Source organism: Paenibacillus sp. FSL K6-1230 (genome assembly GCF_038002385.1).
Classification (GTDB): domain Bacteria; phylum Bacillota; class Bacilli; order Paenibacillales; family Paenibacillaceae; genus Paenibacillus; species Paenibacillus massiliensis.
Genome location: NZ_JBBOCK010000001.1, coordinates 6,002,197 through 6,029,174, shown reverse-complemented (window position 1 = coordinate 6,029,174; position 26,978 = coordinate 6,002,197). Strand labels below are relative to the sequence as shown.

Sequence of the window (26,978 nt, the reverse complement as noted above, 5' to 3'; positions counted from 1 at the left end):
CATGTCTGATCCGTTGTTGCTATTCGGCTGTAGTGTGCGTCTGTAGTATGCGTCCTGCAATCTCTTGAATGATTTGCTGGATCAGAAGTCCATTTGCTTCTATAAAGCCTGCTTCCAGCAATACATCATGGCTACCCATAACGTCATACTCAGCATGATGTCCTGTTGTTGCATTTCTCCATAACAGCTCATCAGTGTCTCGCATCTGTCCTGTCTGTAGACCATTCGCAACTAATCCGTGAATATTGGCATTGACAGTGCCGTCATTGATCAGCTCATTTCTGTATTCGGTATATGCCTTGATTTTGTTCCGGACTCTCTCACGTTCACTCGGATCTTCAAGCAATGATCGGTAGCTCTCAGAGACACTGGCAAGGAGCATATCAATAATATCATTCATCTCTTGCGGTGACATGACTTCCTTGCTCGTCTCGCGTAATGCATCGACCATGATGATATCAGAGACGGTGTGACCGCGACGTTCCATGGCTTTGGCTACCTCGAACGCCAGATTGCCACCCAGCGAGTAGCCGAGGAATACATATGGACCTTCCTTTTGGACACTCACGATCGAATCAACGTATCGTTCCAGCATTTCTTCACCTGTATAACGATCTCCGATGAACTCCAAGCCGTACACGATGCTAGTGTGCTCCAGCTGTCGGGCCATTTCATAATATCCCAGACCATAGCCGACTCTTGGCGGGAATGAGAACAGGCGGATGGAGCCGTGCTCATTCAGTTGAATCATCTCACTCTCTTCATGGTCTACGATTGCTGCAAATCCGGATTTTACAATTTCCAGAGCCATATCCTGAACCGTAGGTGCATTAAATACAGCATGAATCGGAAGTGCCACGTTCATTTTAGAGCTAATCTGCTGGATAAGCTGCAGTACTTTTAAAGAGTGACCACCGAGATCAAAGAAGTTATCCTGCATACTGATCTTTTCGATTCCAAGCACTTCCTGCCACACAGTAGCCAGCTCGCTCTCCAGTTGAGTACGAGGTGCGATATATTCGCCATGGGTGCGTACGACGCTCTCTGGCTGTGGCAGTGCTTTGCGATCTAATTTGCCATTTGGCGTCAGCGGCATACGCTCTAATTGGATAAAATAAGTTGGCATCATGTAAGCAGGCAATCCCTCTATCAGAGCGCCTCTCAGCTCGCCAAGAGCCAACTGGCGATTCGCCACCAGATAAGCACACAGCTGCTTCTGGCCCCGTCCATCCTCATGCGCTATGACAACCGCTTCCTGTACAGGTGGAAGTTTCAGAATCTGTGCCTCTACCTCACCCAGCTCAATTCGATAGCCACGAATTTTGACCTGATGGTCGATCCGACCCAAATATTCGAGATTGCCGTCAGGCAACCATCTTGCCAGATCGCCGGTCCGGTACATCCGATCTCCTGCTATGAAGGGATGCGGGACGAATACATCGGCTGTTAACTCAGGACGATTGTAGTATCCTCGGCCTACGCCGTCACCAGCAATGCACAGTTCCCCAGCGACACCAATCGGAGCTAGCTGCTGTGTACTGTCCATGATCCAGACCTGCACATTGTCAAAAGGCTGACCAATCGGCACATTAGTCGCATGCAAAATGTCGCGATTTGTTGAGTATTTCGTGGCGTAGACGGTAGCTTCCGTTGGTCCGTAAATATTCTCCAATTGTGCATTCGGGGTCAGTTGGTAGTATTCCTCCACCAGCTTGGCCGGCAGAGCCTCCCCACAGGCGAACAAGTATTTCAATGCACGCATCTGCTCTACTCCCGCTTCTTTCATATACTGTACCAGGATGCTGAGCATGGAAGGTACAAGATTCAAGTGTGTAATTCGATGCTGCTCTACAGCCTTCAGTAGCGCGGCCGGGTCCTTGTCCAAGCCCTGAGGCAGTATGACCAGCTTACCTTGACCGAAGAACCAGCTGAACAATTCCGGTACAGAGAAGTCGAATGTGAATGTCGTCTTCAACAGGAATGCATCGTCGTCTAGCATCGGGTACATGCGCTCCAACTGACTTAAAGTATGAACAGCGGAGCGATGCTCGATCATAACCCCTTTTGGCTTGCCGGTTGAGCCTGAAGTATAGATGACATAGGCTAGGTGGGTTGGCCCCGCGACAGCCTCCAGATTCGTTCGATCCCTATGGTAGACCAACGGATCATCGAGATTAACCATGCTGCCGTCAAATGGGGTCTTCTCCAGCGCATGTTCTCGGGTGAGCAGCAATTGTGCACCAGAGTCCTCCAGCATATACCGAATGCGCTCTTCAGGGAATTCAGGATCAATCGGCACATATGCACCGCCCGCCTTGAGTATGCCCAGAATACCTACGATCATCTCCAGTGAACGTTCTACCATGATCCCTACAACCTCATCTGGCTGGACTCCCTCGTTTCGGAGAGTGCGGGCCAGAGCGTTCGACCGTTCGTTCAATTCCTTGTAGGTCAGATGATGATCTTCGAAGACAAGAGCTATGTTCTCCGGTCTAGACTCGGCTTGAGCTTCAAATATCTGATGAAGCGTTGCATGGTGCATGTAGTCAACTGGAGCTCCCTGGAAGCTGCTAATTTGCTCTACCTCTTGTGTCGTAATCACCTGCAAATCACGGAGCCGAGCATATGGATGATCCAGTACTTGTTCAAACAGACGAATCAAATGTCCTTGAATTCGCTGAATCGTCATCGTATCAAATACTAGCTCATTGTATCTCATATGAAGCTTGAGCTCTGTGCCTGGTGCGATGGTGAGCACAAAATCATAGTTCGTTTGCTCGAACATCGTCACATCAGAAATCCTTAGATCACTAGCATCATCTTGACCCAATTGGCTAAGACGTTCCTCAACAGGATAGTTCTCAAATACCATGACGTGGCTAATCAGATTTTGCTTTTGACCCGTCTGCGCCTGTATTTCATAGAGTGGATACGTATCGTAAGCATGTGAAGCCAGATATTGATCTTGTTGTGTTCTCAGTAAATGTGCAAAAATCGTCTGCTCCTCTGATCGAACACGAACCGGGACGGTATTGATAAATAAGCCGACCATGTGCTCAATACCTGGTAATTCAGCAGGTCTACCCGATACGATGTTTCCGAATACAACGTCAAGACTGTTATTATACCGCTGTAAAAGAATACCCCACACGGTCTGCAAAATAGTGCTGACTGTTACCTGCTGTTGCTTGGCTAGCTGTTCAATTCGCTTGGTCATGTCTTCACCAAGGTTACAGATGAGCTCTCTTAGTACATACTCGCCAGCCTTGCCATGATTCGTGTCCTGTGGCAGTAGAGCCTGCTGCTCATAATCTTCGAGGTACTCTCTCCAGTATTCTGCTGCAGCGTTCAGATCACGTTGCTCCAGCCATTCGATATAAGTGCTGTAGGATGGTGCTGGAGCAAGCTCCGGTTGTCGTTGCTCTACAATCGCAGCATAGTGCTCGAAGATCTCCTGCATCAGGTGAGGCACGCTCCAGCCATCAATAATAATATGATGGAAGCTCCAGATGAGACGATAGCTGTCCTTGCCAACACGGAGAATCGAGATACGTAACAGTGTATTCTGCGTCAGATCGAATCCTTGGGATCGATCCTGTACGATGAAGCTGTCTGCATAGGCACTGCGTTCGGCGGGAGCCATTTCGAGCAGATCCTCAAAGTAAAACGCGCTGCGCTTATGGCGATACACGACCTGCACAGGCTCGGCCATACCACGATAAATGCCTGTACGAAGGGCATCGTGTCGCTGCATCAAGGCATCCAAGGCTTGTGAAAATGCCTGAATGTTCAGCTCTCCCTGGATGGCGAATGCAGACTGCTCGAAATAGGAGCCTGGATTCGAATCTGTGAGGCTTAAGAAGAGCATTCCTTTCTGCATCGGCGTAAGTTGGTATACATTCTCAACCTCACCAATATGTCGAGTGTCCTCCACTAACTTGTCCAATTCGTCCAGTTCAAGTCCCTGCAGCAGCACATCGCTTGGTGTCAGCTCTGCCTGTTCCTTGCTTGTGCAATTATGAATAATCTCCTGAAGCTTGCTCTGGATCAGAGCGGCTAGCTTCTCCATGGTCTCCTTGCGATATTGCTGCCCGCTATAGCTGATAGCGAGCTTTAGCGTGCCATCGACAATCATGCCGTTGATGTCCAGCACATAGTTTCGTACGTGGCTCTCACTTATAGCCACACCTGTTGGATAGGAGGACATGTGTATGGCATTGCTGTCCAAATCCTGATCAAACTGCCCCAGATAGTTGAAGCTGATATCGGGATGTAGAGGAGATACATGGTGCTCATGCGCGCCACTACCGGATAAGTATGTGAGTATGCCGTAACCGATACCTTTATGTGGGATGCAGCGCAAATCCTCCTTGACGCGCTTGATATGGCGCGATACATTCTGCCCAGATTGGATCCTCAGCACGACTGGATATTGGCTGGTGAACCAGCCCACGGTTCGATTGATATCAATATTCGGTATGATTGCCTCACGACCGTGTCCTTCCAGGCTGACCATAACTTGTTCCATACCAGTCCATTCGTGAACTGCCATACCCAGAGCCGTCAGTAGCAAATCGTTTACTTCCGTATTGTAGGCGCGATTAGCCTGCGTAAGCAGCTGAGAAGTCTCTTGCTCAGTCCACTGGGCCATGACCGTCTCTGTGTCTTGGACACGAGCGATAGGCTGTTCATAATCCTGTGGCAACGAATCAATGGCTGAAGCCATCTGCTCTACCTGTTGCCAGTAGGCCCGTTCCGCCTCGATGGCTGGGCTTGTGGCATATAAGGATAGCTGCTGCGCCCAGGAGCGGAATGAGTCTGTCTTATATGGCAGCTGAATGTCCTGTCCGCTTATGGCTTGCTCATATCCGCTGGCAATATCCTCGAACAGAATTCGCCAGGACACACCATCCACAACCAGATGATGAATGACGATCAGCAAGTGATCCCCGTCTGCGCAGTGGAACAATCCAAGCTTCAATAAAGGTCCCTCATTCAGCTGGATGCTGCGCTGAATCGCATTAGCCTCTGCCTCGATCGCTGCAGTACAATCCGCTTCATGGCGGACATCGGCAACGTCCAGTGAATAGAGCTCACCTTCATGAATGCCGCGATTCATGGCCTTATATCCATCATCTGTCAGACGGAATACAAGCCGCAGTGCATCATGATGCTCCACAATCCGCGTCATCGTCTGGTGCAGTGCCGTCAGCTCAAAGCCATCTGCCCGATATAGCATGACCGCATGATTGAAATGCTGTGGATCTGCTGGTGTCTGCTCGAAGAACCAGTGCTGGATCGGGAGCAGCGGTGTCTCGCCGACGACCTCTTCTTGATCGGCAGTGTGTACAAGGGTCTGAACATACGGGCTAAGTTCCGCAATTGTCGGATATCTGAACAAGTGCTTCATGTCCAGCTTGTAGCCAGCCTGCATCATTCTTGAAGATACCTGAATAGACTTGATGGAGTCGCCCCCTAGGTCGAAGAAGCTGTCATGAATGCCGACTCTTGCTACGCCAAGCACGCTCTGCCAAATAGCGGACAACGCTTGCTCCATCGCCGTCCTTGGGGCTACGAAGTCGCTTCCTGTAGGGAGACTACTGTCAGGCTTCGGTAATGCCTTACGGTCAATCTTGCCGTTCGGAGTATGCGGTAGCTGCTCCAGCTGCACAAAGTATGACGGAATCATGTAGCCAGGCAGCTCCTGGGACAGCGCCCCGCGAAGCTCCTTCGCTGTCAATAGCCGGTCAGCGACCAGATAGGCGCACAGCTGCTTTTGGCCATCCTCGGCGGCATAGGCGGTGACAACGACTTCTTGTATAGCATCCACCTTCAGTAGCTGAGCTTCAATCTCGCCCAGCTCAATGCGGTAGCCGCGAATCTTCACCTGCTCATCCATCCGACCCAGGTATTCGATATGACCGTCGGCGAGTCTGCGGGCCAGATCGCCAGTGCGATACATGCGACCGCCTGGTACGAACGGGTTGTCCACGAATTTCTCTGCGGTCAGCTCCGGTCTGTTCAGATAGCCTCGTGCTACACCGTCTCCGGCAATGTACATTTCCCCAGGCACTCCGATCGGTACAGGATGACCCTGTGCGTCTAGCAGATAGATGCTCACATTGTCAGCAGGTACGCCAATCGGTACAGACTCCCGTGTATCCCGGACTGGATCGTAGCGGTAGATCATGCAACCGACAACGGTCTCAGTCGGTCCATATTCGTTAAAGATCTGGATATCGCCGCCGAACAGCTCAGTGATGCTGCTCGCCAGATGGGTGCTGAGATTCTCCCCACCCACGATGAGCTTCCGAATGCGGGAGCGTCCTGCCGCTGCCCAGGTCATGTCTTTGATGAGACTCAGGTGTGTTGGCGTCAGCTTGATAATGTCGACTTGGTTGTCCTCGACGATCTGCTGGATTAACAAGCCCTTATCTTCACCGGCGTAAATCCGGATCGTGTTGCCTGTAATCAACGGTGTGAACACCGAAGTAACCGTCAAGTCAAAGGAAATGGACGAGTACAGTGGGAAATCGAGTGAATCCTCACCCACATATACCTTCTTGGCCCACCAAATATAGTTGACGAGTCCCTGGTGTGTGATCATAGCCCCCTTAGGCAGTCCGGTTGTGCCAGAGGTGTAGATGATATAGGCCAGGTCATGTGGCATAACGCTCACGTTCGAATTATCCGATACGTCCGAGTAGGCCTGTGCATCATCCAGACTCACCAGCTTGCCCTCGAAGGTTGCCAGCTCAGGCTTCTCCTCTCGCAGATGGCTTTGCGTCAGGAGCAGGCTAGCCCCAGAGTCCTGCAGGATGTAGCGAATTCGCTCGTCCGGGTACTCCGGGTCGATCGGGACATAGGTAGCGCCAGCCTTCAGGACGGCGATAATACCAATGACCATCTCCAGCGAACGCTCGACCAGCAGCCCGACAATGTGCTCGGACTGGACGCCTTCGGCGCGAAGATAATGGGCAAGCCGATTGGCCTGTTCATTCAGCTCGCAGTAGGTTAATTGCTGATCTTCGAGTACCACCGCCACGTGATGAGGGGTTCGCAGCACCTGCTCCTCGAACAGCTGATGAATGGCTTGCTGCTTCGGATACGCTGCTGCTGTCGCATTATACCTCTCCACCAGTTGAGTACGCTCTTGTGGTGCTACGATGTCTACACCAGACAGCTTCTCATGCGGATTGCTTACAATAGCATCAATGATCTGCAGCAGATGCCCAGCCATCCGTTCTATCGTAGTCTGGTGGTACAGAGCACTTGCATATTCGAAGCTGCATACAAGCTTGTCATCATGCTCAGCCACATACAGCGTCAGATCGAATTTAGCCGCTACATGCTCTTGTGGATAAGGCTTGAATTGCAACCCGGCAATCTCTCGCTCACTCTGCTCTGTATTCTGAAGCACAAGCATGGTGTCGAAGAGAGGGTTGCGGCTCAAATCCCGCTTGAGATTCAGCTTAGCTACGAGTTCCTCGAATGGATAGTCCTGGTGCTCGTACGCTTGAAGAGCCGTTTCTTTGATTTCTTGTGCGTAGTCGATGAACGACTTCTCTCCACAAGGATAGCTGCGAAGCGCCAGCGTTCCCACGAACATACCGATTAGCCGCTCCAAGTCTGCATGTGGTCTTCCTGCAATTGACGTACCGACAATGATATCCTCTTGTCCGGTATATTTATGAAGCAGTGTAGTATACGCAGACAGCAGCACCATGTACAATGTGGACCTGGTCTGTTCCGCGATCTGCTTCAGCCCATGCATTTGGTCTGAGTCAATGTCGAAATCCAATTGCTTACCTTCAAAGCTTCGCTGTGACGGACGAGGTGTATCGGTAGGTAAATCGAGCACAGGTAGCTCTCCACGGAACACATCCAGCCAGAAGTCCTCCTGCTGCGCGATACGTTCACCGTGAAGCTCCGAATGCTGCCATACGGCATAATCCTTGTACTGCACACGAAGCGCTGGCAGAGCACTTCCTTCGTACAGCTGGATGAATTCCTCTACCAGCACGTCCATCGAGGCACCATCAGAGATGATATGATGCATATCGAACAGCAATAGGTGGCGCTCCGGCTCCAATTCAAGTAGACCAACCCGAAGCAGGGGAGCTTGCTGGAGATCGAAGGGACGAATGAACGCACGGATGTGTGCTGACGTCTCGTCTTCTCTGATCTGCGCGTATTCCACCATAAATGGCACTTCATCCCTTACACGCTGTACAGGATCACCCTCGACAATCTCGAAGCTCGTTCTCAGTGTCTCGTGCCGGGCGATGAGCTGGCGGAAGGCTTCCTCCAGCTGTGCACGATCGAGCTGTCCCTCTACCAGCATGGAGCCTGGCATATTGTAGCTAAGCTCACCGCCTTCAAGCTGGCTAAGCACGTACAAGCGCTTCTGTGCCGAGGATACAGGATAATAGCTACGCTTCTCTACGACAGGTATGGACACATGAGCTTCCTGATTCCTGCTCTCCAGCAGCTCAGCAAGCTGCTCAATGGTCGGGAACTGGAATACCTCTCGGAGTGTGAGCTGTCCACTCATCTCTCTGGAGATCCGTGCTACCAGCGTGGTGGCCCGCAGAGAATGACCACCGATCTCGAAGAAGTTATCCCGGATGCCCACGTTATCAAGTCCCAGCACGTCCTGCCAGATGGTCGCCAGCTGTGCTTGGGTAGGCGTCCTTGGCGGCTCCTGTTGTGCAGCATCCACCCGGGTGACTTGTGGACTAGGCAAGGCTTTGCGGTCAATCTTGCCGTTTGGAGTATGCGGTAGCTGCTCCAGCTGCACGAAGTATGACGGAATCATGTAGTCAGGCAGCTCCTGGGACAGCACCCCGCGAAGCTCCTTCGCTGTCAATAGCCGGTCAGCGACCAGATAGGCGCTCAGCTGCTTTTGCCCGTCCTCGGCGGCATAGGCGGTGACAACGACTTCTTGTACAGCATCCACTTTCAGTAGCTGAGCTTCAATCTCGCCTAGCTCAATGCGGTAGCCGCGAATCTTCACCTGCTCATCCATCCGACCCAGGTATTCGATATGACCGTCAGCGAGTCTGCGGGCCAGATCGCCAGTGCGATACATGCGACCGCCTGGTACGAACGGGTTGTCCACGAATTTCTCCGCGGTCAGCTCCGGTCTGTTCAGATAACCTCGTGCTACACCGTCTCCGGCAATGTACATTTCCCCAGGCACTCCGATCGGTACAGGATGCCCCTGTGCGTCTAGCAGATAGATGCTCACATTGTCAGCAGGTACGCCAATCGGTACAGACTCCCGTGTATCCCGGACTGGATCGTAGCGGTAGATCATGCAGCCAACAACGGTCTCAGTCGGTCCATATTCGTTAAAGATCTGGATATCGCCGCCGAACAGCTCTGTGATGCTGCTCGCCAGATGGGTGCTGAGATTCTCCCCGCCCACGATGAGCTTCCGAATGCGGGAGCGTCCTGTCGCTGCCCAGGTCATGTCTTTGATGAGACTCAGGTGTGTTGGTGTCAGCTTGATAATGTCGACTTGGTTATCCTCGACGATCTGCTGGATTAACAAGCCCTTATCTTCACCGGCGTAAATCCGGATCGTGTTGCCTGTAATCAACGGTGTGAACACCGAAGTAACCGTCAAGTCAAAGGAAATGGACGAGTACAGTGGGAAATCGAGCGAATCCTCACCCACGTATACCTTCTTGGCCCACCAAATATAGTTGACGAGTCCCTGGTGTGTGATCATAGCCCCCTTAGGCAGTCCTGTTGTGCCAGAGGTGTAGATGATATAGGCCAGGTCATGTGGCATAACGCTCACGTTCGGATTATCCGATACGTCCGAGTAGGCCTGTGCATCATCCAGACTCACCAGCTTGCCCTCGAAGGTTGCCAGCTCGGGCTTCTCCTCTCGCAGATGACTTTGCGTCAGGAGCAGGCTAGCCCCAGAGTCCTGCAGGATATAGCGAATTCGCTCGTCCGGGTACTCAGGGTCGATCGGGACATAGGTAGCGCCAGCCTTCAGGACGGCGATAATACCAATGACCATCTCCAGCGAACGCTCGACCAGCAGCCCGACAATGTGCTCGGACTGGACGCCTTCGGCGCGAAGATAATGGGCAAGCCGATTGGCCTGTTCATTCAGCTCGCAGTAGGTTAATTGCTGATCTTCGAGTACCACCGCCACGTGATGAGGGGTTCGCAGCACCTGCTCCTCGAACAGCTGATGAATGGCTTGCTGCTTCGGATACGCTGCTGCTGTTGCATTCAATTGCCCAATCAGCTGCGATTGTTCAGCCGGGGTAACCAGTTCAAGCTGGCTGACCAGCATGTTCGGCTGAGCTGTAAGCTGCTCCAGAATATGCACGAAATGTCCCTGGATTCGCTCAACAACGGACTTCTGATAGATCAGACTGTTATAGCGGTAGCTGATTCGAAGGGTCTGCCCCGGTATAACAATTAGGTTGAAATCATAGTTGGTCTGTTCGAACATGTGAACGTCCGTGATCTCAAAAGCATCCTCACTAGCGCCTGTAGACTGTTCAAATTGCTGCTCCATCGGATAGTTCTCAAACACCATGATATGGGAGATCAAGCCTTGTTTTTGTTCAGCATGAGCTTGAATCTCATATAGCGGGTAGGTGTCATAGGTGCTCGATGCCAGAGCTGACTCCTGAGCTGCCTTGAGCACATCCAGGCAAGAAGCATCATCATTGGTTCGTATGCGAATCGGAATCGTATTAATAAACAAGCCGATCATCGTCTCGATTCCGGAAATATCAGCTGGTCTGCCGGATACGACGCTTCCGAATACAACATCACGGCTTCCGTTATATCGTTGCAGAACTAGACCCCAAGCGGTCTGCATCAAGGTATTGACGGTGACGTGATGCTCTTTGGCCAACGCTTCCATACGCTGGGTCAGTTCCTCGCCCAGGTCACATACCCATTCTTCAAGCACATAGCCCGCGTCCTTGCTTACCATGCTGTGCTCGGCATCCTGCGGCAATTGCGTCTGCTGATCGTATCCCTCAAGATAGTGAAGCCAGTAGGAGGAGGCTTCATCATCATGCTGTTGCGCCAGCCATTCGATATATCTGCTATAAGGAACAGCCGGTGTTAAGCTGGGCTCTCGATGCTGTTGGATAGCCGTGTAGTGCTCAAATACCTCCTGCATCATCAGTGGCACGCACCAGCCATCCAAGATGATGTGATGGAAGCTCCAGTATAGACGATATGTCTGCTCCCCCGTGCGGAAGACGGATACACGCATGAGTGTATCCTGCATTAGATCAAAGCCGGCCCTAGTATCGCGGCTGCTGACGGCTTCGATATATGCATCGCACTCCGCTTTGTGCATATGGCGCAGATCCTCGTAAAGAAATCCACAAGGCCTGTTTCGATAGACGATTTGTACGGGCTCATTCAGACCATCATAAAAACCGGTACGCAGTATATCATGGCGCCGCATTAGAGCATGAAGGCTTTGGGCGAATACTTCGGCATCCAGTTGCCCTTCAAGCCCGAATGTAACCTGTTCAAAATAGGCTGCTGACTCCGGCTCCAGTTGACTATGGAACAGCATCCCTTTTTGCATGGGTGTAAGTCTGTACACATTATCAATCTCGCCGATCTTGCGGGTCTGTCCCACAAGCTGCTCCAGCTCCTCCATGCTGAGCTCGGATAGCAGCAGATCACTTGGTGTCAGCTCTCGCTGCTCCTGGCTGGCACAGTGCAAGAGTACTTCACTGAGCTTCGCCTGGAGAAGGGTAGAGAACTGTTCCATCGTGCCTTGATGATACTGAAGTCTGTTGTAGGCAACGCTTAAGGACAGTACACCGTCCGAGATCATACCGTTAATATCGAGTACATAGTATTGGGCCTGCTTCTCACTTAGAGAGGCACCCACAGGATAGGATGACATCTGTAGCTTGTTGTTGTCCATATCCTGATCGAATTGCCCCAGGTAGTTGAAGCTGATGTCTGGATGCAGGAGCAAATCATGGTCAACACTTCCTTGGCCACCAGACAAATAGGTCAGGATTCCGTATCCAATGCCCTTATGTGGTATGCGCCGCAGGTCTTCCTTTACACGCTTGATCATACCTGATACACCCTGACCAGAGCCGATGTCCAGTATCACGGGATACTGACTTGTGAACCAGCCGACAGTGCGGGTAATATCGACATTCGGTACGATTGCCTCTCGTCCATGGCCTTCCAGGTTCACTAATACTTGACTACTTCCAGTCCAGGCATGGACAGCCATGCCAAGGGCTGTGAGCAGCAGATCGCTTACTTCCGTGTTATAGGCTTGATTGGCCTGCTGCAACAGGAGTAAGGTCTCTTCGGCGCTCCATTGCACAGTAATAGTATCGACATGACTCCGCAACAGGCTATCCTGGGACTCGTCCTTTGGTAGCGGTGCAATGGCTGAGGCCGTCTGCACAAGGTTCTGCCAGTAGGCTCGTTCGGATGAGATAGCTGGACCTGCTGCATACAAGGACAGCTGCTGTGCCCAGGTGCGGAATGAGTCTGTCTTGTGCGGTAGCTGAATGTCCTGCCCGGTTAACGCTTGCTCATACCCTGAAGCAATATCCTCAAACAGGATTCGCCAAGATATACCGTCAACAGCCAGATGGTGAATCACGATCAGCAGATGGTCGCCATCCGGACAGTGGAACAATCCGAGCTTCAGCAGGGGCCCCGTATTCAGATTGATGCTGCGTTGAATCTCGCTAGCCTTTGCCTCAATCACTGTATGACAATCAGCTTCATTACGAAGATCGGCAATATCCAGCGTATACAACTCGCCCTCATCAATGCCTCGAATCATCGCTTGATATCTATCATCTGTCTGTCGGAACACAAGCCGCAGTGCATCATGATGCTGTACAATTCGGGTCATCGTCTTGCGAAGGGCAGTGAGATCGAACCCTTCCGCCTGATGCAGCATGACCGCGTGATTAAAGTGATGAGGGTCTGTGGATGTCTCCTCAAAGTACCAGTGCTGGATCGGTAGCAGTGGCGTCTCGCCAACCACCTCGCTCTGGTCGGCGGTGTGAACGAGAACTTGTACATGCTGGCTGAGCTCCGAGACCGTAGGATATCTGAACAAATGTTTCATATCCAGCCTGTAGCCCGCCTGCATCAGTCTTGAGGACACCTGTATGGCTTTAATGGAGTCGCCTCCAAGATCAAAGAAGCTATCATGAATACTGATTCTGTCCATCCCGAGTACGCTTTGCCAGATTGCAGCGAGTACTTCTTCTATCGCTGTCCGTGGGGAGACATATTCGTGTCCCATGGACAGACTGCTCTCCGGTGCTGGTAATGCCTTGCGGTCGATTTTTCCATTTGCGTTCAGCGGCATATGGGTGAGCTGCACGAAGTATGATGGAATCATATAGCCTGGCAGCTCTTGCGCCAGTGCTCCCCGAAGCTCGCTTACTACCAGGGCACTATCTGCCGTAAAGTAGGCGCACAGCTGCTTCTGTCCATTCTCTTCTTCACGTGCAACAACGATAGCCTCTTGAATAGCACTAACCTTGAGCAGCTGCGCTTCAACCTCGCCCAGTTCAATCCGGTAACCACGGATTTTCACCTGGTGGTCTATACGACCCAAATATTCAATGTTGCCATCTGCCTGCCAGCGTACAAGATCGCCTGTGCGATACATGCGCCCTCCTGGAACAAATGGGTCGGCTACAAACTTGTCGGAGGTTAGATCTGGACGATTCAGATAGCCCCTGGCTACACCGACCCCTGCGATGCATAATTCTCCCGGCACGCCAATTGGCTGCAGCTTTCCTCCCTCGCTAAGGACATAAAGTCGAATATTGGAGATCGGCCTACCGATTGGGATCGCTCTATAAGTGATGTTCGGGTGCACCTCGAAATAGGATACTTCGACTGTTGCTTCCGTCGGACCGTACAAGTTCACTAGCTTCGCCTGACTGACTGATGAGACATATTGATGGAATCTCTCAGCTTGAGATGGCGTCAATGCCTCACCACTTGTAGCCACCAGCTTCAATGAAGATAACTTGCTTTGTGCCGGTATGCCCCGACGCTCAACAAACTCCAAGAAGACATGCAGCATAGCCGGTACGAAATGGATTCTGCTAAGCCTGTGTGTAGCAATGGTGTCTAGGATGACCTCAGGGTCTTTCTCTCCGTCCACCGCAAGCAGACACAAGCTTGCCCCCACCAGCGACCAGCCGAACAGCTCCCATACGGATACGTCGAACGTAATCGCTGTCTTCTGCATGATGATTTCCCCTGGCTCGAACGGGTACAGCTCCAGCATCCAGTTCAGGCGATTGATGACCGAACGATGCTCGACCATCACGCCTTTTGGCTTACCTGTGGAGCCAGAAGTATAGATCACATAGGCCATGTCCAGTGGTCCAGCCACCGGCTGCAAATTTGAACCATCCATGTGATATGACTGCGCCTCGTCGAGCTTCAAGGTCTGTCCAGCAAATTGAATTGGTGGTTGCAAATGACTTGGCAGCAGCAACAGCTGTGCGCCCGAATCCTCCAGCATATAGCGGATACGATCCTCCGGGTAGCTTGGATCAATCGGCACATAGGCTCCACCGGCCTTCAAGATCGCGAAGATCCCTACCATCATTTCTAGCGACCGCTCCGTCATCAGTCCAACACGCTGATCCACCTGTACACCTGCGGCCCGCAGCGTCCTGGCTAATTGGTTCGCACGTTCATTCAGCTCCTGATATGTCATGCTAGTGTGTTCGAAAATGATAGCGGTCTTCTCAGGCGTTCTGGCCACTTGCGCCTCGAACAGCTGATGAATCGTTGTATCCTTTGGATAGTCGGCTATGGTCGCGTTGAATTGCTCCATAATCTCCAGCTGCTCTGCTGGCGTAATCATGTCGATCTCAGCCAGCTTCGTCTCGGGTGCATGAATCACCGCATCAAGAATCTGTACGAAATGGCTTGTGATCCGCTTAGCTGTATCTGGTCGGAACAGCACGGTGGCATATTCGAGACTGCACGCGAGTTCATTGTCTTGCTCGGTCACATTGAGCATGAGGTCAAACTTGGCGACCTGGTGCTCGTGTGGGTAGGTACTGAAGGACAGACCGTCAATCCCCCGTTCTACCTGCTCAAAGTTGTGGAGTGCGAACATCGTGTCGAATAATGGATTACGGCTGAGATCCCTTTTCAAATTCAGCTTCGAGACAAGCTCCTCCAATGGGTAATCCTGATGCTCGTAGGCTCGTAAGGCGTTCTCCTTGACCTCCTGCAGATAGTCGAGGAACGTCTTCTCCCCAGAAGGGTAGTTACGGAGTGCCAGTGTGCCGACGAACATACCGATCAGGTGCTCCAGCTCACTATGTGGTCTTCCCGCAATAGGGGTACCTACAACCAGATCCTCCTGACCCGTGTACTTGTGCAGAAGGCAGGTATACGCAGATAGAAGCACCATATACAAGGTAGATCCTGTACTTGCTGCAAGCTGTCTGATCGCATCACTTCTGGCGGCGTCGATCACGAATTCGATCTGGTCTCCCTTGAAGCTTTGAAGCGCTGGTCTGACACCGTCGGTAGGCAGGTCGAGCACAGGCAGCTCACCACGGAACACATTCAACCAGTATTCCTCCTGCTGAGACAGGCGTTCGCTATGAAGCTCGGAATGCTGCCATACAGCATAGTCCTTGTACTGCAGTTGAAGTGCTGGCAGTGAATTCCCTTCATACAGCTGAATGAATTCTTCCACCAGCACACCCATCGAGGCTCCATCGGATACGATATGGTGCATATCGAACAGCAACAGATGGCGCTTAGGCTCCAACTCTAGCAAGCCGACTCGAAGCAGTGGAGCCTGCTGGAGATCGAAGGGACGAATGAACGCACGCATGTGCTCTGATGTCTCTTCTTCTCTAATCTGCTCGTATTCCACCATAAATGACACTTCATCCTGTACGCGCTGTACAGGCTCGCCGTCGACGATCTCGAAGCTTGTTCTTAGGGTCTCATGCCGAGCGATGAGTTGGTGGAAGGCTTCTTCCAGCCTTGCCCGGTCAAGCTGTCCTTCCACCAGCAGGGAGCCCGGCATATTGTAACTAAGCTCACTGCCCTCCAGCTGGCTCAGTACGTACAAACGCTTCTGCGCCGAGGATACAGGGTAATAGCTTCGTTGCTCCACAAGCGGAATGGACACGTGAACTGACTGTCCTCGGTTATCCAGTAGCCCGGCAAGCTGCTCAATGGTCGGGAACTGAAATACCTCTCTGAGGGCGAGCTGTCCATTCATCTCCCTAGAGATGCGTGCAACCAGATTGGTAGCCCGCAGGGAATGACCGCCTAGCTCGAAGAAGTTGTCTCTGATGCCCACGCTGTCGAGTCCCAGCACGTCCTGCCAGAGGGTCACCAGCTGTGCTTCGGTAGGCGTCCTTGGTGGCTCCTGATGTGCACCGTCTGCCCGGCTCACTTGTGGATCAGGCAATGCTTTACGGTCGATCTTGCCGTTCGGAGTCAGCGGCAAGCGATCCAGCTGAATCCAATAAGCTGGAACCATATAAGCTGGCAGCACTTGTGTTAGCTCCTCTTTCAATGTACCTTCGGACAGCAAGGTGCTGGCTGCTGTATAGTAGGCTGCCAGATGCTTCTGTCCCGTGCGATCCTCATAGACGACAACGACAGCTTCTTGTACCGAATTCAGCTTCCGTAAATTCGCTTCTATCTCGCCCAATTCAATGCGATAGCCACGAATCTTCACTTGTGCGTCAATACGATCTATATACTCGATCTGACCATCTGGTCGCATTTGGACCAGATCGCCTGTCCGATACAAGCGTTCACCGGCTACGAATGGAGAAGCAATGAAGCGCTCGGCAGTCAGCTCCGCTTGGTTCAAATAGCCCAGGGCCAATCCGTCACCACCAATGTATAGCTCCCCAGGGACACCTGCTGGTAATGGATGAAGATCCAGATCCATAATGTAGGCTGAGGTATGACTGATCGGTTGGCCAATAGGCACCGTATGTGCGGCCTCGTCCAGCTCGTTCACCGCATGGTAGGTGGCGAATACTGTACTTTCCGTCGGTCCATAGACATGAATGATGCGACCGGGACCGAGTCTGGCCAAGGCCTTCCGCACATGCCCAACAGACACCTTCTCCCCACCAAATAGGAGGGTATCCAGCGTGTCGAAGCAGCTCACATCAATATCTGTGAGTGTATTGAAGAGGGCGGTGGTCATGAAGCACTTCGTAATGTGCTCTGTCTGCAACACATCCGCCAGCTCTCGCGCATCCAATACCTGTTCGCCGCGAATTAACACCAGTGAAGCTCCGTTCAGAAGAGCCCCATAGATGTCGAATGTCGAGCCATCGAATGAGAAGCTGGACAACTGAAGGACACGATCCTGTGGAGAGAAGCGGATATAGTTCGTGTCCTTCACGACGCGACTAATATTGTAGTGCATCGTCAGGTTGCCTTTCGGCTTACCAGTCGAGCCGGAAGTATAGATGATGCATGCCAACGAATCAGGACCATTCACAGGTGTCGGGTTGCCAGTGTCGTACAGATCGTTACCCTCTGCGGATAGATTCAGTATGAGTCCGTTGAACGCTTTCGCTCGATCCCTGACCTGCGGATGAGCCAGCAGTACGGTGGCATGTGAATCCTCCAATATAAAGCGAATGCGTTCCTCCGGATATTGCGGATCGATAGGCACGTAGGCTCCGCCTGCTTTTAGTATGGCAAGCAGACCAACGATCATCTCCAGCGACCGTTCCGTCATAATTCCGACAGGCTGATTGGCCTGGACACCGTATGCACGCAGTGTATGCGCCAATCCATTGGCCTTCTCATTAAGCTGTCTATAGGTCAGTTGCTCATCTCCGAAGACGAGAGCTGTGTTGTCAGGGGTAGACTCGACCTGCTCCTCGAATAACTGCTGCAGTGTCTTCTCCTTCGGATAAGCTATCACTGCATTTTGGCTGAGGAGTGACAGCTGTGCTTCCTCATGTGGTGTTGCCAGTGTTAGCTCACTCACACAAAGATCCGGTTCGTTAACCACCTGCTTGAGCATATGAACGAAATGTCCCTGAATCTGTTCAATACTGGCCTGCGTATAGACAAGCTCATTGAAGCGGAATACAATGTTGAACTCCTCGCCTGGCAATACAATTAGATTGAAATCATAATTCGTCTGCTCAAAGAGCTCGGCATCTGTAATTTTAAAGGCAGCCTGATCGCCACCCAACACTTCGATCTGCTCCTCTACGGGATAGTTCTCAAACACCATGATGTGGTTAATCAAATGCTGCTGTCCTGTCTGCGCCTGTATCTCATATAGAGGGAACGTATCATGGGCGTGAGAGGACAGATATTGCTGCTGCTGGTGCTTAACAAGCTCAGAGACACGTATAGTAGCATCAGCCTTCACACGCACTGGAATGGTATTGATGAATAAGCCTACGATGCTCTCAATGCCTGGAATTTCGGCAGGTCTTCCCGATACAACACTGCCGAAGACGACATCTCTGCTGTTGTTGTACTTTTGCAGGACAATACCCCACACGGTCTGCATCAGGGTATTGACCGTCACCTGCTGCCCTTTGGCTACCTGCTCGATACGCTTGCTTAGTTCCGTACCCAGACTGCACGCCAGCTGCTTGGAGACATAGGATGCTGACTTGCTGCTGTGCAGCGCCTGTGGAAGCTGTGTGTGTTGCTCGTAATCAGCCAAGTAATCATTCCAATACTGAGCAGAGGACTCATGGTCCTGACGCTCAAGCCATTCGATATAAGTGCTATAAGGCACAGCTGGCGCCAGCTCAATGGCCTGCTGTTGCTGAGCAGCCAAATAGACATCGAATACTTCCCGCGTGATGAGCGGTACACACCATCCGTCCATGATGATGTGATGGAAGCTCCAGATCAGCAGATAATCGTCCTTATCCTTCTTCAGTACAGATACACGGAGTAGCACATCTTGCGTCAGATCGAAGCCCCTGGTCCGATCACTATCAATATAGTGCTTAATCTTGCTTTCGCGCTGAAGCTCATCAAGATCGCTCAAATCCTCATAATTGAACTCACTGTGTCTGGTGCGGTACACGATCTGTATCGGGTCACCCCAGCCATTATGAAAATTGGTGCGAAGTGCAGAATGTCTTTGTAACAAAGCGTCCAGACTCTGCTTGAAGCCCTGCGGATCGAATGGGCCATGCCACTCGAATGTGGCCTGCTCAAAATAGGATGATGAATCAGACTCCAGAAGACTGTGAAAGAACATGCCCTTCTGCATAGGCGTCAGCATGTAAGCATTCTCGATCTCGCCGATATGACGATGCTGCTCTGACAGCTGCTCAAGCTGCTCGATGCCAAGTCCCTTCAGTAGCAGGTCGCTAGGCGTCAGCTCTGGGAATTCTTTGGCTGCACAATGCTGGATGACGCTCTGCAAGGATGTGTGAATAAGGCCAGCCAGGTGCTCCATCGTCTCTTGGTGGTACTGGGTAGGGCGATAGCTGATGTCGAGCTGCAGTATCCCTCCGTTAATCCATCCGTTCATGTCCAAGGCATAGATCTGCTCGGCATGCTCACTCACTGCACGACCCGTCGAATAAGGGGACAGGCGCAAGGAGCTATGGCTCAGATCCTGGTCGAATTGGCCCAGGTAATTAAAGCTGATATCAGGCTTGAGATGATCGAAATTCTTCTCCGTGTGCTCGGACAGGTACTTCAATAAGCCAAATCCAATCCCCTTATGGGGGATAGTCCTCATGCTCTCCTTGATCTTCTTAATCTGGTATGACAGCTCACTGTGACCCATATCCAGAACAACAGGGAATTGGGTGGTGAACCAGCCGACAGTACGCGTGATATCAATCCCCGGGATAATTGGCTCCCGTCCGTGTCCTTCCAGATTGACCATTACTTGCTCGATACCGCACCAGGATTGAATGGCTAGGCCCAGTGCAGTCAAAAGCAGATCATTCGTCTCCGTGCTATAGGCCCGGTTAGCCTGTCTAAGCAGGAGCTCTGTCTCTTCTTCGCTCCATTGAACTGTGACCGTAGCAGAGTCAGTTATTGTAGACGTAACTAGTGGCTCATCGTTGGGCAGTGGCTCCAGCTGGATATCACGATATTGCTCCCAATACAGGCGCTCTGATTCCATAGCCTGCCCATCAGCATACAGTGACAGCTCTTGTGCCCAGGCCTGATACGAATCGGTCTTTAACGGCAACTGGATCTCCTGGTCATTCATGATCTGCTCATAGCCTGCTGAAATATCCTCGAACAGAATTCTCCACGACACACCATCCACAGCTAAATGGTGAATAACGATGAGCAGATGATCTCCATCTGTGCATCGGAACAGACCCATTTTCAACAAAGGACCATTCGTCAGATCCATGCTTCCTTGAATCTCATTGGATTTAGCCTCTATGGCTGCGCTTGGGTTAGCCTCTCCTTGAAGGTCAAGACACTCCAGGGTGAATAATTCACCATCCGAGATGCTGCGATTCCATGCCTGATATCCTGAATCCGTCTGACGAAATACGAGACGTAGCGCATCGTGATGCTCAACAACTCGTGTCATGACACGACGAAGCGCCGCTTCTTGGAACCCATCTTCCCGGAATAGCATAACTGCCTGGTTAAAATGGTGCGCAGAGGCTCCATACTGTTCAAAAAACCAATGCTGTATAGGGAGCAGGGCAGTGGAGCCTGTAACGACACCTTGCTCAGCAACGCGACCTGCTGCTTGTACATATGGGCTCAAGCCTGCAATTGTCGGGTTTTTGAAGAGCTCCTTCATTTCCAGACGATAACCGGACTGGAACAGCCTGGAGGATACCTGAATCGACTTGATAGAGTCGCCACCCAGATCGAAGAAGCTGTCATGAATACTGATATTACGCACACCAAGCACGCTCTGCCAGGCAGATGCCAGTGCTTGCTCTACCGCAGTCCGTGGTGCCACATATTCATTTCCGGTATGAACGTTAACCTCAGGGGCAGGCAGCATCCTGCGATTGACCTTCCCATTGGCTGTCAGTGGCAATTGCTCGATCTGCACGAAATAGGATGGAATCATATAGCTAGGCAGCTTGTTGCCCAATGTGCTCCGTAGCTCACGTGCATTCAGCCGGCTATCGGCTGTGAAGTAGGCACACAGCTGTTTTTGTCCATGATCGTCTTCACGTGCAATGACGACAGCCTCCTGGATTTCCTCCAGTTGTAACAGCTGTGCCTCAACTTCACTTAGCTCAATCCGATAGCCACGGATTTTCACCTGCTCATCTATCCGACCTTTGAATTCAAGCGTGCCGTCAGGCCGCCAGCGCACCAGGTCTCCGGTACGATAGCAGCGTTCACCTGCTCGAATCGGGTCTTGCAGGAACTTCTCTGCCGTCAGCTCCGGACGATTCAAGTATCCACGTGCTACACCATCCCCGCCGACGATCAGCTCACCCCAGGCCCCAATTGGGACAAGCTTCATCATGCTATCTACAACATAAGCTGTAGAATTGTTAATGGGGTGTCCAATGGGTGCTGATTCCATGAGCAGGCCAGGGATCTGATAGGTAGTCGAGAAGGTTGTATTCTCAGTCGGGCCGTAGCCGTTCACAATGTGGAGCGCTGGATTGTCCTGGAGTACCCGGTTAATATGTTGCACGGAGAGTACATCCCCGCCGCTAATCAATGTCTTCATAGAACGGAACATCTGGCTGTTCTGCTGTGACAGCTGATTGAAGAGAGGGGAGGTCAGCCACATTGTCGTAATGCCATAATCTTCAATGGTCTGTTGCAGCTTGTAGGCATCCAGGATGACATCCTTGTTAGCCAGATAGAGCTGACCGCCATTCAGCAAAGCTCCCCATATTTCAAAGGTAGACGCATCAAACGTAATCGCACCTGTCTGCAATATACGTGTGTTGTCATCAAGCACAGCATAATTCGTATTTTTCACCAGACGAACGACATTCCGGTGTTCAATCATGACGCCTTTGGGCTGGCCAGTTGTTCCTGAAGTATAGATTACATAAGCCAAATCAGTAGGCATATTCACGGAATCAAGGTTCGTGCCGTCTTGTGCGTAGATCTCGGTGTCATTCAAATGAAGCATTTGGCCAACAAAATCAATATCTGTACGATCCAGATCATGACCACGGGTAAGCAGAAGCTGTGCTCCCGAATCCTCCAGTATGTAGCTGATACGCTCGGCTGGATAATCTGGATCAATAGCTACATAAGCTCCTCCGGCCTTGAGAATGGCTAGAATACCAACCATCAGCTCAGTCGAGCGATGGGCCACGATCGCTACAGGTTGATCCCGAACGACGCCATGCTCTCTAAGTGTTCGCGCTAGCTGGTTAGCTTGACTGTTAAGCTCGTGGTATTGAAGCTCTACACCCTCATATACGAGAGCAACCTGCGTACCATTCAATACGGCTTGCTCCTCAAATAGCTGATGAACTGTGCTATTGCGTGGATAGTCTGCTGCAGTTGCATTGAACTGCTCCACAATCTGCACCCGTTCCTGAGGTGTAATGATCTCAATCGCTGACAGCTTCGTCTCAGGTCTAGCTATGATAACGTCAATCAACTGCTGCAGGTGCTGCGCCAACCGTTCCACAGTATCTTGCTGGAATAGCGAGGTAGCATATTCCATGCTGCATGCCAACTCGCTGACGCCCTCGGTGATCTGGAGTGTCAGATCGAACTTGGCTGTCTGATGTGAATGAGGATAGGGCTTGAATTGTAAGCCATCGAGCTCCTGCGTATCTTGCTCAACATTTTGCAGCACAAATAACGTATCAAACAGGGGATTGCGGCTTAGATCGCGCCGGAGATCCAGCTTGTCTACAAGCTCCTCGAACGGATAATCTTGATGTTCAAAGGCTTTTAGGGAGGCTTCCTTTGTTTCCTGTACATACTGAACGAAGGTCTTATCCGCAGCCGGATAACTACGGATTGCCAGTGTATTCACGAACATTCCGATGATGCCGTCCAGATCAGCATGTGGTCTGCCAGCAATGGGTGTGCCTACAATGATGTCTTCTTGTCTGGTGTATTTATGAAGTAATGCGGTGTAAGCCGAGAGAAGTACCATGAACAAGGTAGAGCCAGTCTGTGTAGCAAGCTGCTGCAATGCCGCCGTACGGGATTGATCCAATACAAATTCCACTGAGTTCCCGGCGAAGCTCTGGACAGGTGGTCTTGTAAAATCTGTTGGCAGCTCCAACACCGGTAATTCATCCTGGTACAAATTCAGCCAATATGTCTCTTGTGTGCTCATACGGTCAGTGTGTGCCTGCCTCAATTGCCAGCCTGCGTAGTCTTTGTACTGTATTCGTAGCGCGGGAAGACCCAGTCCCTCGTACAGGCGATTGAATTCATCCACCAGTATACGAATGGATACTCCATCGGAAATAATGTGATGCATGTCAAAGAGCAGCAAATGACGATTCATGTCCAGTTCGACCAATCCTACACGGAGAAGAGGAGCCGTCTGAAGGTCGAATGCTCTAATGAAACGATTAATGCAGACTTCTGCGTCTTGCTCCTTCGCTTGAGTGTACTCGATGGCAAATGGAACCTCTGCGTGTACACGTTGTACGGGCTCCCCACCAACTATGTCAAAGCTCGTTCTTAATGTTTCATGCCGCTGAATCAGCTGTTGGAAGGCTTTCTCCACACGCTTACGGTCCAGATTACCCTCAACAAGCATCCCACCAGGCATGTTATAGCTAATCTCTCCACCCTCAAGCTGGCTCAACAGATACAGCCGCTTTTGAGCCGAAGAGACCGGGTAATACGCCTGTGTCTCAATAACAGGGATAGCTGTGTATGTGCTATGTGCTCTTCCTTCCAACAACTGAGCCATTTGCTCAATAGTCGGTGCCTGGAATACCTCTCGCAAAGAGAGGTTCATATTTAATTCTTTCTCTATACGGGCGGTCATGAGCGTAGCGCGTAGGGAATGACCCCCGATCTCGAAGAAATTATCCTTCACGCCAACAGCTGTTAGCCCCAGTATGCCTTCCCAGATCCGTGCAAGCTGTGCCTCACGTTCATTGCGAGGTGCTATATAAGCTTCACCCGTGTTCATATGGCCTTCAGGCGCTGGCAGTGCCCTGCGGTCAATCTTGCCATTGGATGTTAACGGCATGCTCGGAAGCTGTATGAAGTAGCCCGGGAGCATATAGGCTGGTAAATTCTCCGAAAGTCTGTCTTTGAGCTCTCCGACAGTCAGAGGCCGACTTGCCACGAAGTATGCGCATAGCTGCTTCTCTCCGTGAGTATCTTCCTTGGCCAATACGACGGCCTCCTGAATCTCCTCCACTTTGGCGAGCTGCGTCTCTACTTCTCCTAGTTCAATCCGATAGCCACGAATTTTCACCTGATGGTCAATCCGTCCCAAATACTCGATGTTACCGTCCGGCAGCCAGCGAGCGAGGTCACCGCTACGATACATTCGTTCCCCGGGCTCAAAGGGATTGTCCACGAATTTCTCCGCTGTCAATTCCGGGCGGTTCAGGTAACCACGCGCAAGTCCATCTCCAGCTACATACATCTCCCCAGCTACGCCAATCGGTAACAGTCTTCGGTGCTCATCAAGCACGTACACCTTTAGCGTCGGAATAGGACCGCCGATATTGCTCTTTGCCTGCTCAATCTCGACTTCGGTAATTTCTTTGTATGTAACGTGGACCGTTGTCTCTGTAATTCCATACATGTTGATTAGCTGTGTATTCGGGTAGGCGGCCCGCCACTCTTTCAAGAGCTGTGGACTCAGGGCCTCGCCTCCGAAGATCACTTGGCGTACCCTCAGCTTTTGCTGCGGAGCAGCCAGCGCCTCGCGCAACAGCTGATAGAAATACGTAGGTGTCTGGTTCAGAATCGTGATCTCCTGCTCTTCCAGCAGCTTCAGGAACTGTGCCGGATTCTTGGCAGTAAGGGAGGGTACCAAGACCAGCTTTCCGCCGTATAGCAGCGCTCCGTACATTTCCCAGACCGAGAAGTCGAAGCAGAAGGAATGGAACATAGTCCATGAATCAGTGGGTCCGAATGCGAAGCGATTGTGACTGTTAAAGAGAAGACGTACTACATTTTTATGCTCAATAAGCGTACCCTTTGGCTTGCCCGTCGTTCCTGATGTATAGATGACATAAGCGAGGTCGGCTGGAGTGTTGATCGATGGCAGATTGGTATCATCCTCGCTGCTATAGGTCACATCCTCCAGGAATACGATACGTCCGGCAAACTGCACACGATCCTGCAAATGAGCCTGCAGCAGCAGCAGCTCTGCCCCGGAATCCTCCAGCATGTAATGGATGCGTTCCTCCGGGTATTCTGGGTCGATAGGGACATAAGCTCCGCCAGCCTTCAAAATGGCCAGAATACCTACGATCATATCAAGTGAGCGTTCTGCCATCAGACCAACGAGATGATCCGCATGGACTCCTTGCTGTCTCAGCGTACGGGCGAGCTTGTTCGCACGGGCATTCAGCTCCCGGTAGGTGAGGCAGTTGTCGCCGAGTATGACGGCTACTTGCTCCGGGGTCTGCATGACTTGCTCCTCGAATATACGATGAATGGTGTGCTCTCTAGGAAAGTCTGCTTGAGTATCATTAAATACTGTTAATATGGTATTGGCTTCTTGCTCATCCATTAGGGATATCTCTGAGATGCTGTGCTCGGGATTGTGCACAATATACCCGGATATGGACATGAGCTGCCGAATGATGTGGGCAATCTCCTCAGCGTCAAATAGGTGAATGCGATAATCAACATGCAGCACCAATTGATCTTCATCCAGTAGTTCTGCAATATGCAGCACGAGATCATTAACCTCGTCTCCACCAAAATCATAATCTGTATGAATGCGAACATCATCCAGGTCCACCCAGCTCACCGGGCGATATTCCATAGATACTCCGAACAAGCGCTGAATGTCCTTGTGGTGCTGAGAGGATCTTAAATCCTGAATGAGAAGGTTATAAGGATACTTTTGATGGCGTAGCAGGGCCATTTGCTCCTTGGCTACGCTTAATACAAAGCTCATCAAATCGACCCCAGGGTCGACAAGGGATCTAGCGGCGATGGTGCTCACGAACATACCTACCGTATTTTTTTCCTTCTTGGTCGAACGGTTGGCAAAGGAGGTGCCAATGGCGATGTCCTTCTCGCCAGTCGCCTTATGAATGTAGATGTACATGGCCGCCATAAAAAATTGAAACAAGCTGACCCTGTTCTCCTGACAGAATTTTTGAATCTGCCTATATAATTCATGGTCTACGGTGAAGTGTTCTCTACGGGCAGCGGTGCTGAGCAGTAAGGGATTGTATGGCTTCAGTCCTGTCATGTCTGGAAGCTCCGCAAATTTATCGTTCCAGAACGCTTTATCCTTGGCGAAGCGATCAGACTCCACGTATGTATTCTCCGCCTCGATATATTCGATATAGGAGTGCTGCTCACCCAGGGATGGAGCCATACCCCGGATGAATTCGATATAATATTCCGTCAGCTGATTTCCGAATAGTATCATCGATATGCCATCCGAAATAATGTGATGCATCTTGACGCTCAACCAGTACTCATCATCACTGATTTTTATGAATAGGAAATGGAAGAGTTCATTCTCCAGAAGCTCAAATGGTGTCTGGATATGACGCTCCAGCCAGGCATTCAGTTCGTCTGCTCCAGCAAAATCGGCTGCATCCAGACAAGTGAACTCCTTATATTCAAAAGGAACGATATATTGCAGAGGTATCCCGTTCTCGGACGTAATGCGGATGCGAAATGCATCGTATTGCTCGATCACCATATTAATGGAGCGCATCAAGGCATCCAGATTCATGTTTCCTTTGAATTTTACAGTCCCTAGAAGTAGAGAGACGGAGGTATTCGGATACAGCAGCTCGGTATACCAAATTCGCTGTTGGGCATTGGTTAACGGGAATAACTGAACATCATCATGCATAAATATTACACCCATCCTC

Annotated in this window: 1 protein-coding gene; it reads right to left on the bottom strand. The window is 51.2% G+C overall.

All coding sequences use genetic code 11. The features are described 5' to 3' along the window. Positions 1-19: 19 nt before the first annotated feature. Entirely contained in the window at positions 20-26,959 is a 26,940-nt protein-coding gene (locus MKX74_RS26645; protein WP_341180325.1) for a non-ribosomal peptide synthase/polyketide synthase, read from the bottom strand. Positions 26,960-26,978 lie beyond the last annotated feature (19 nt).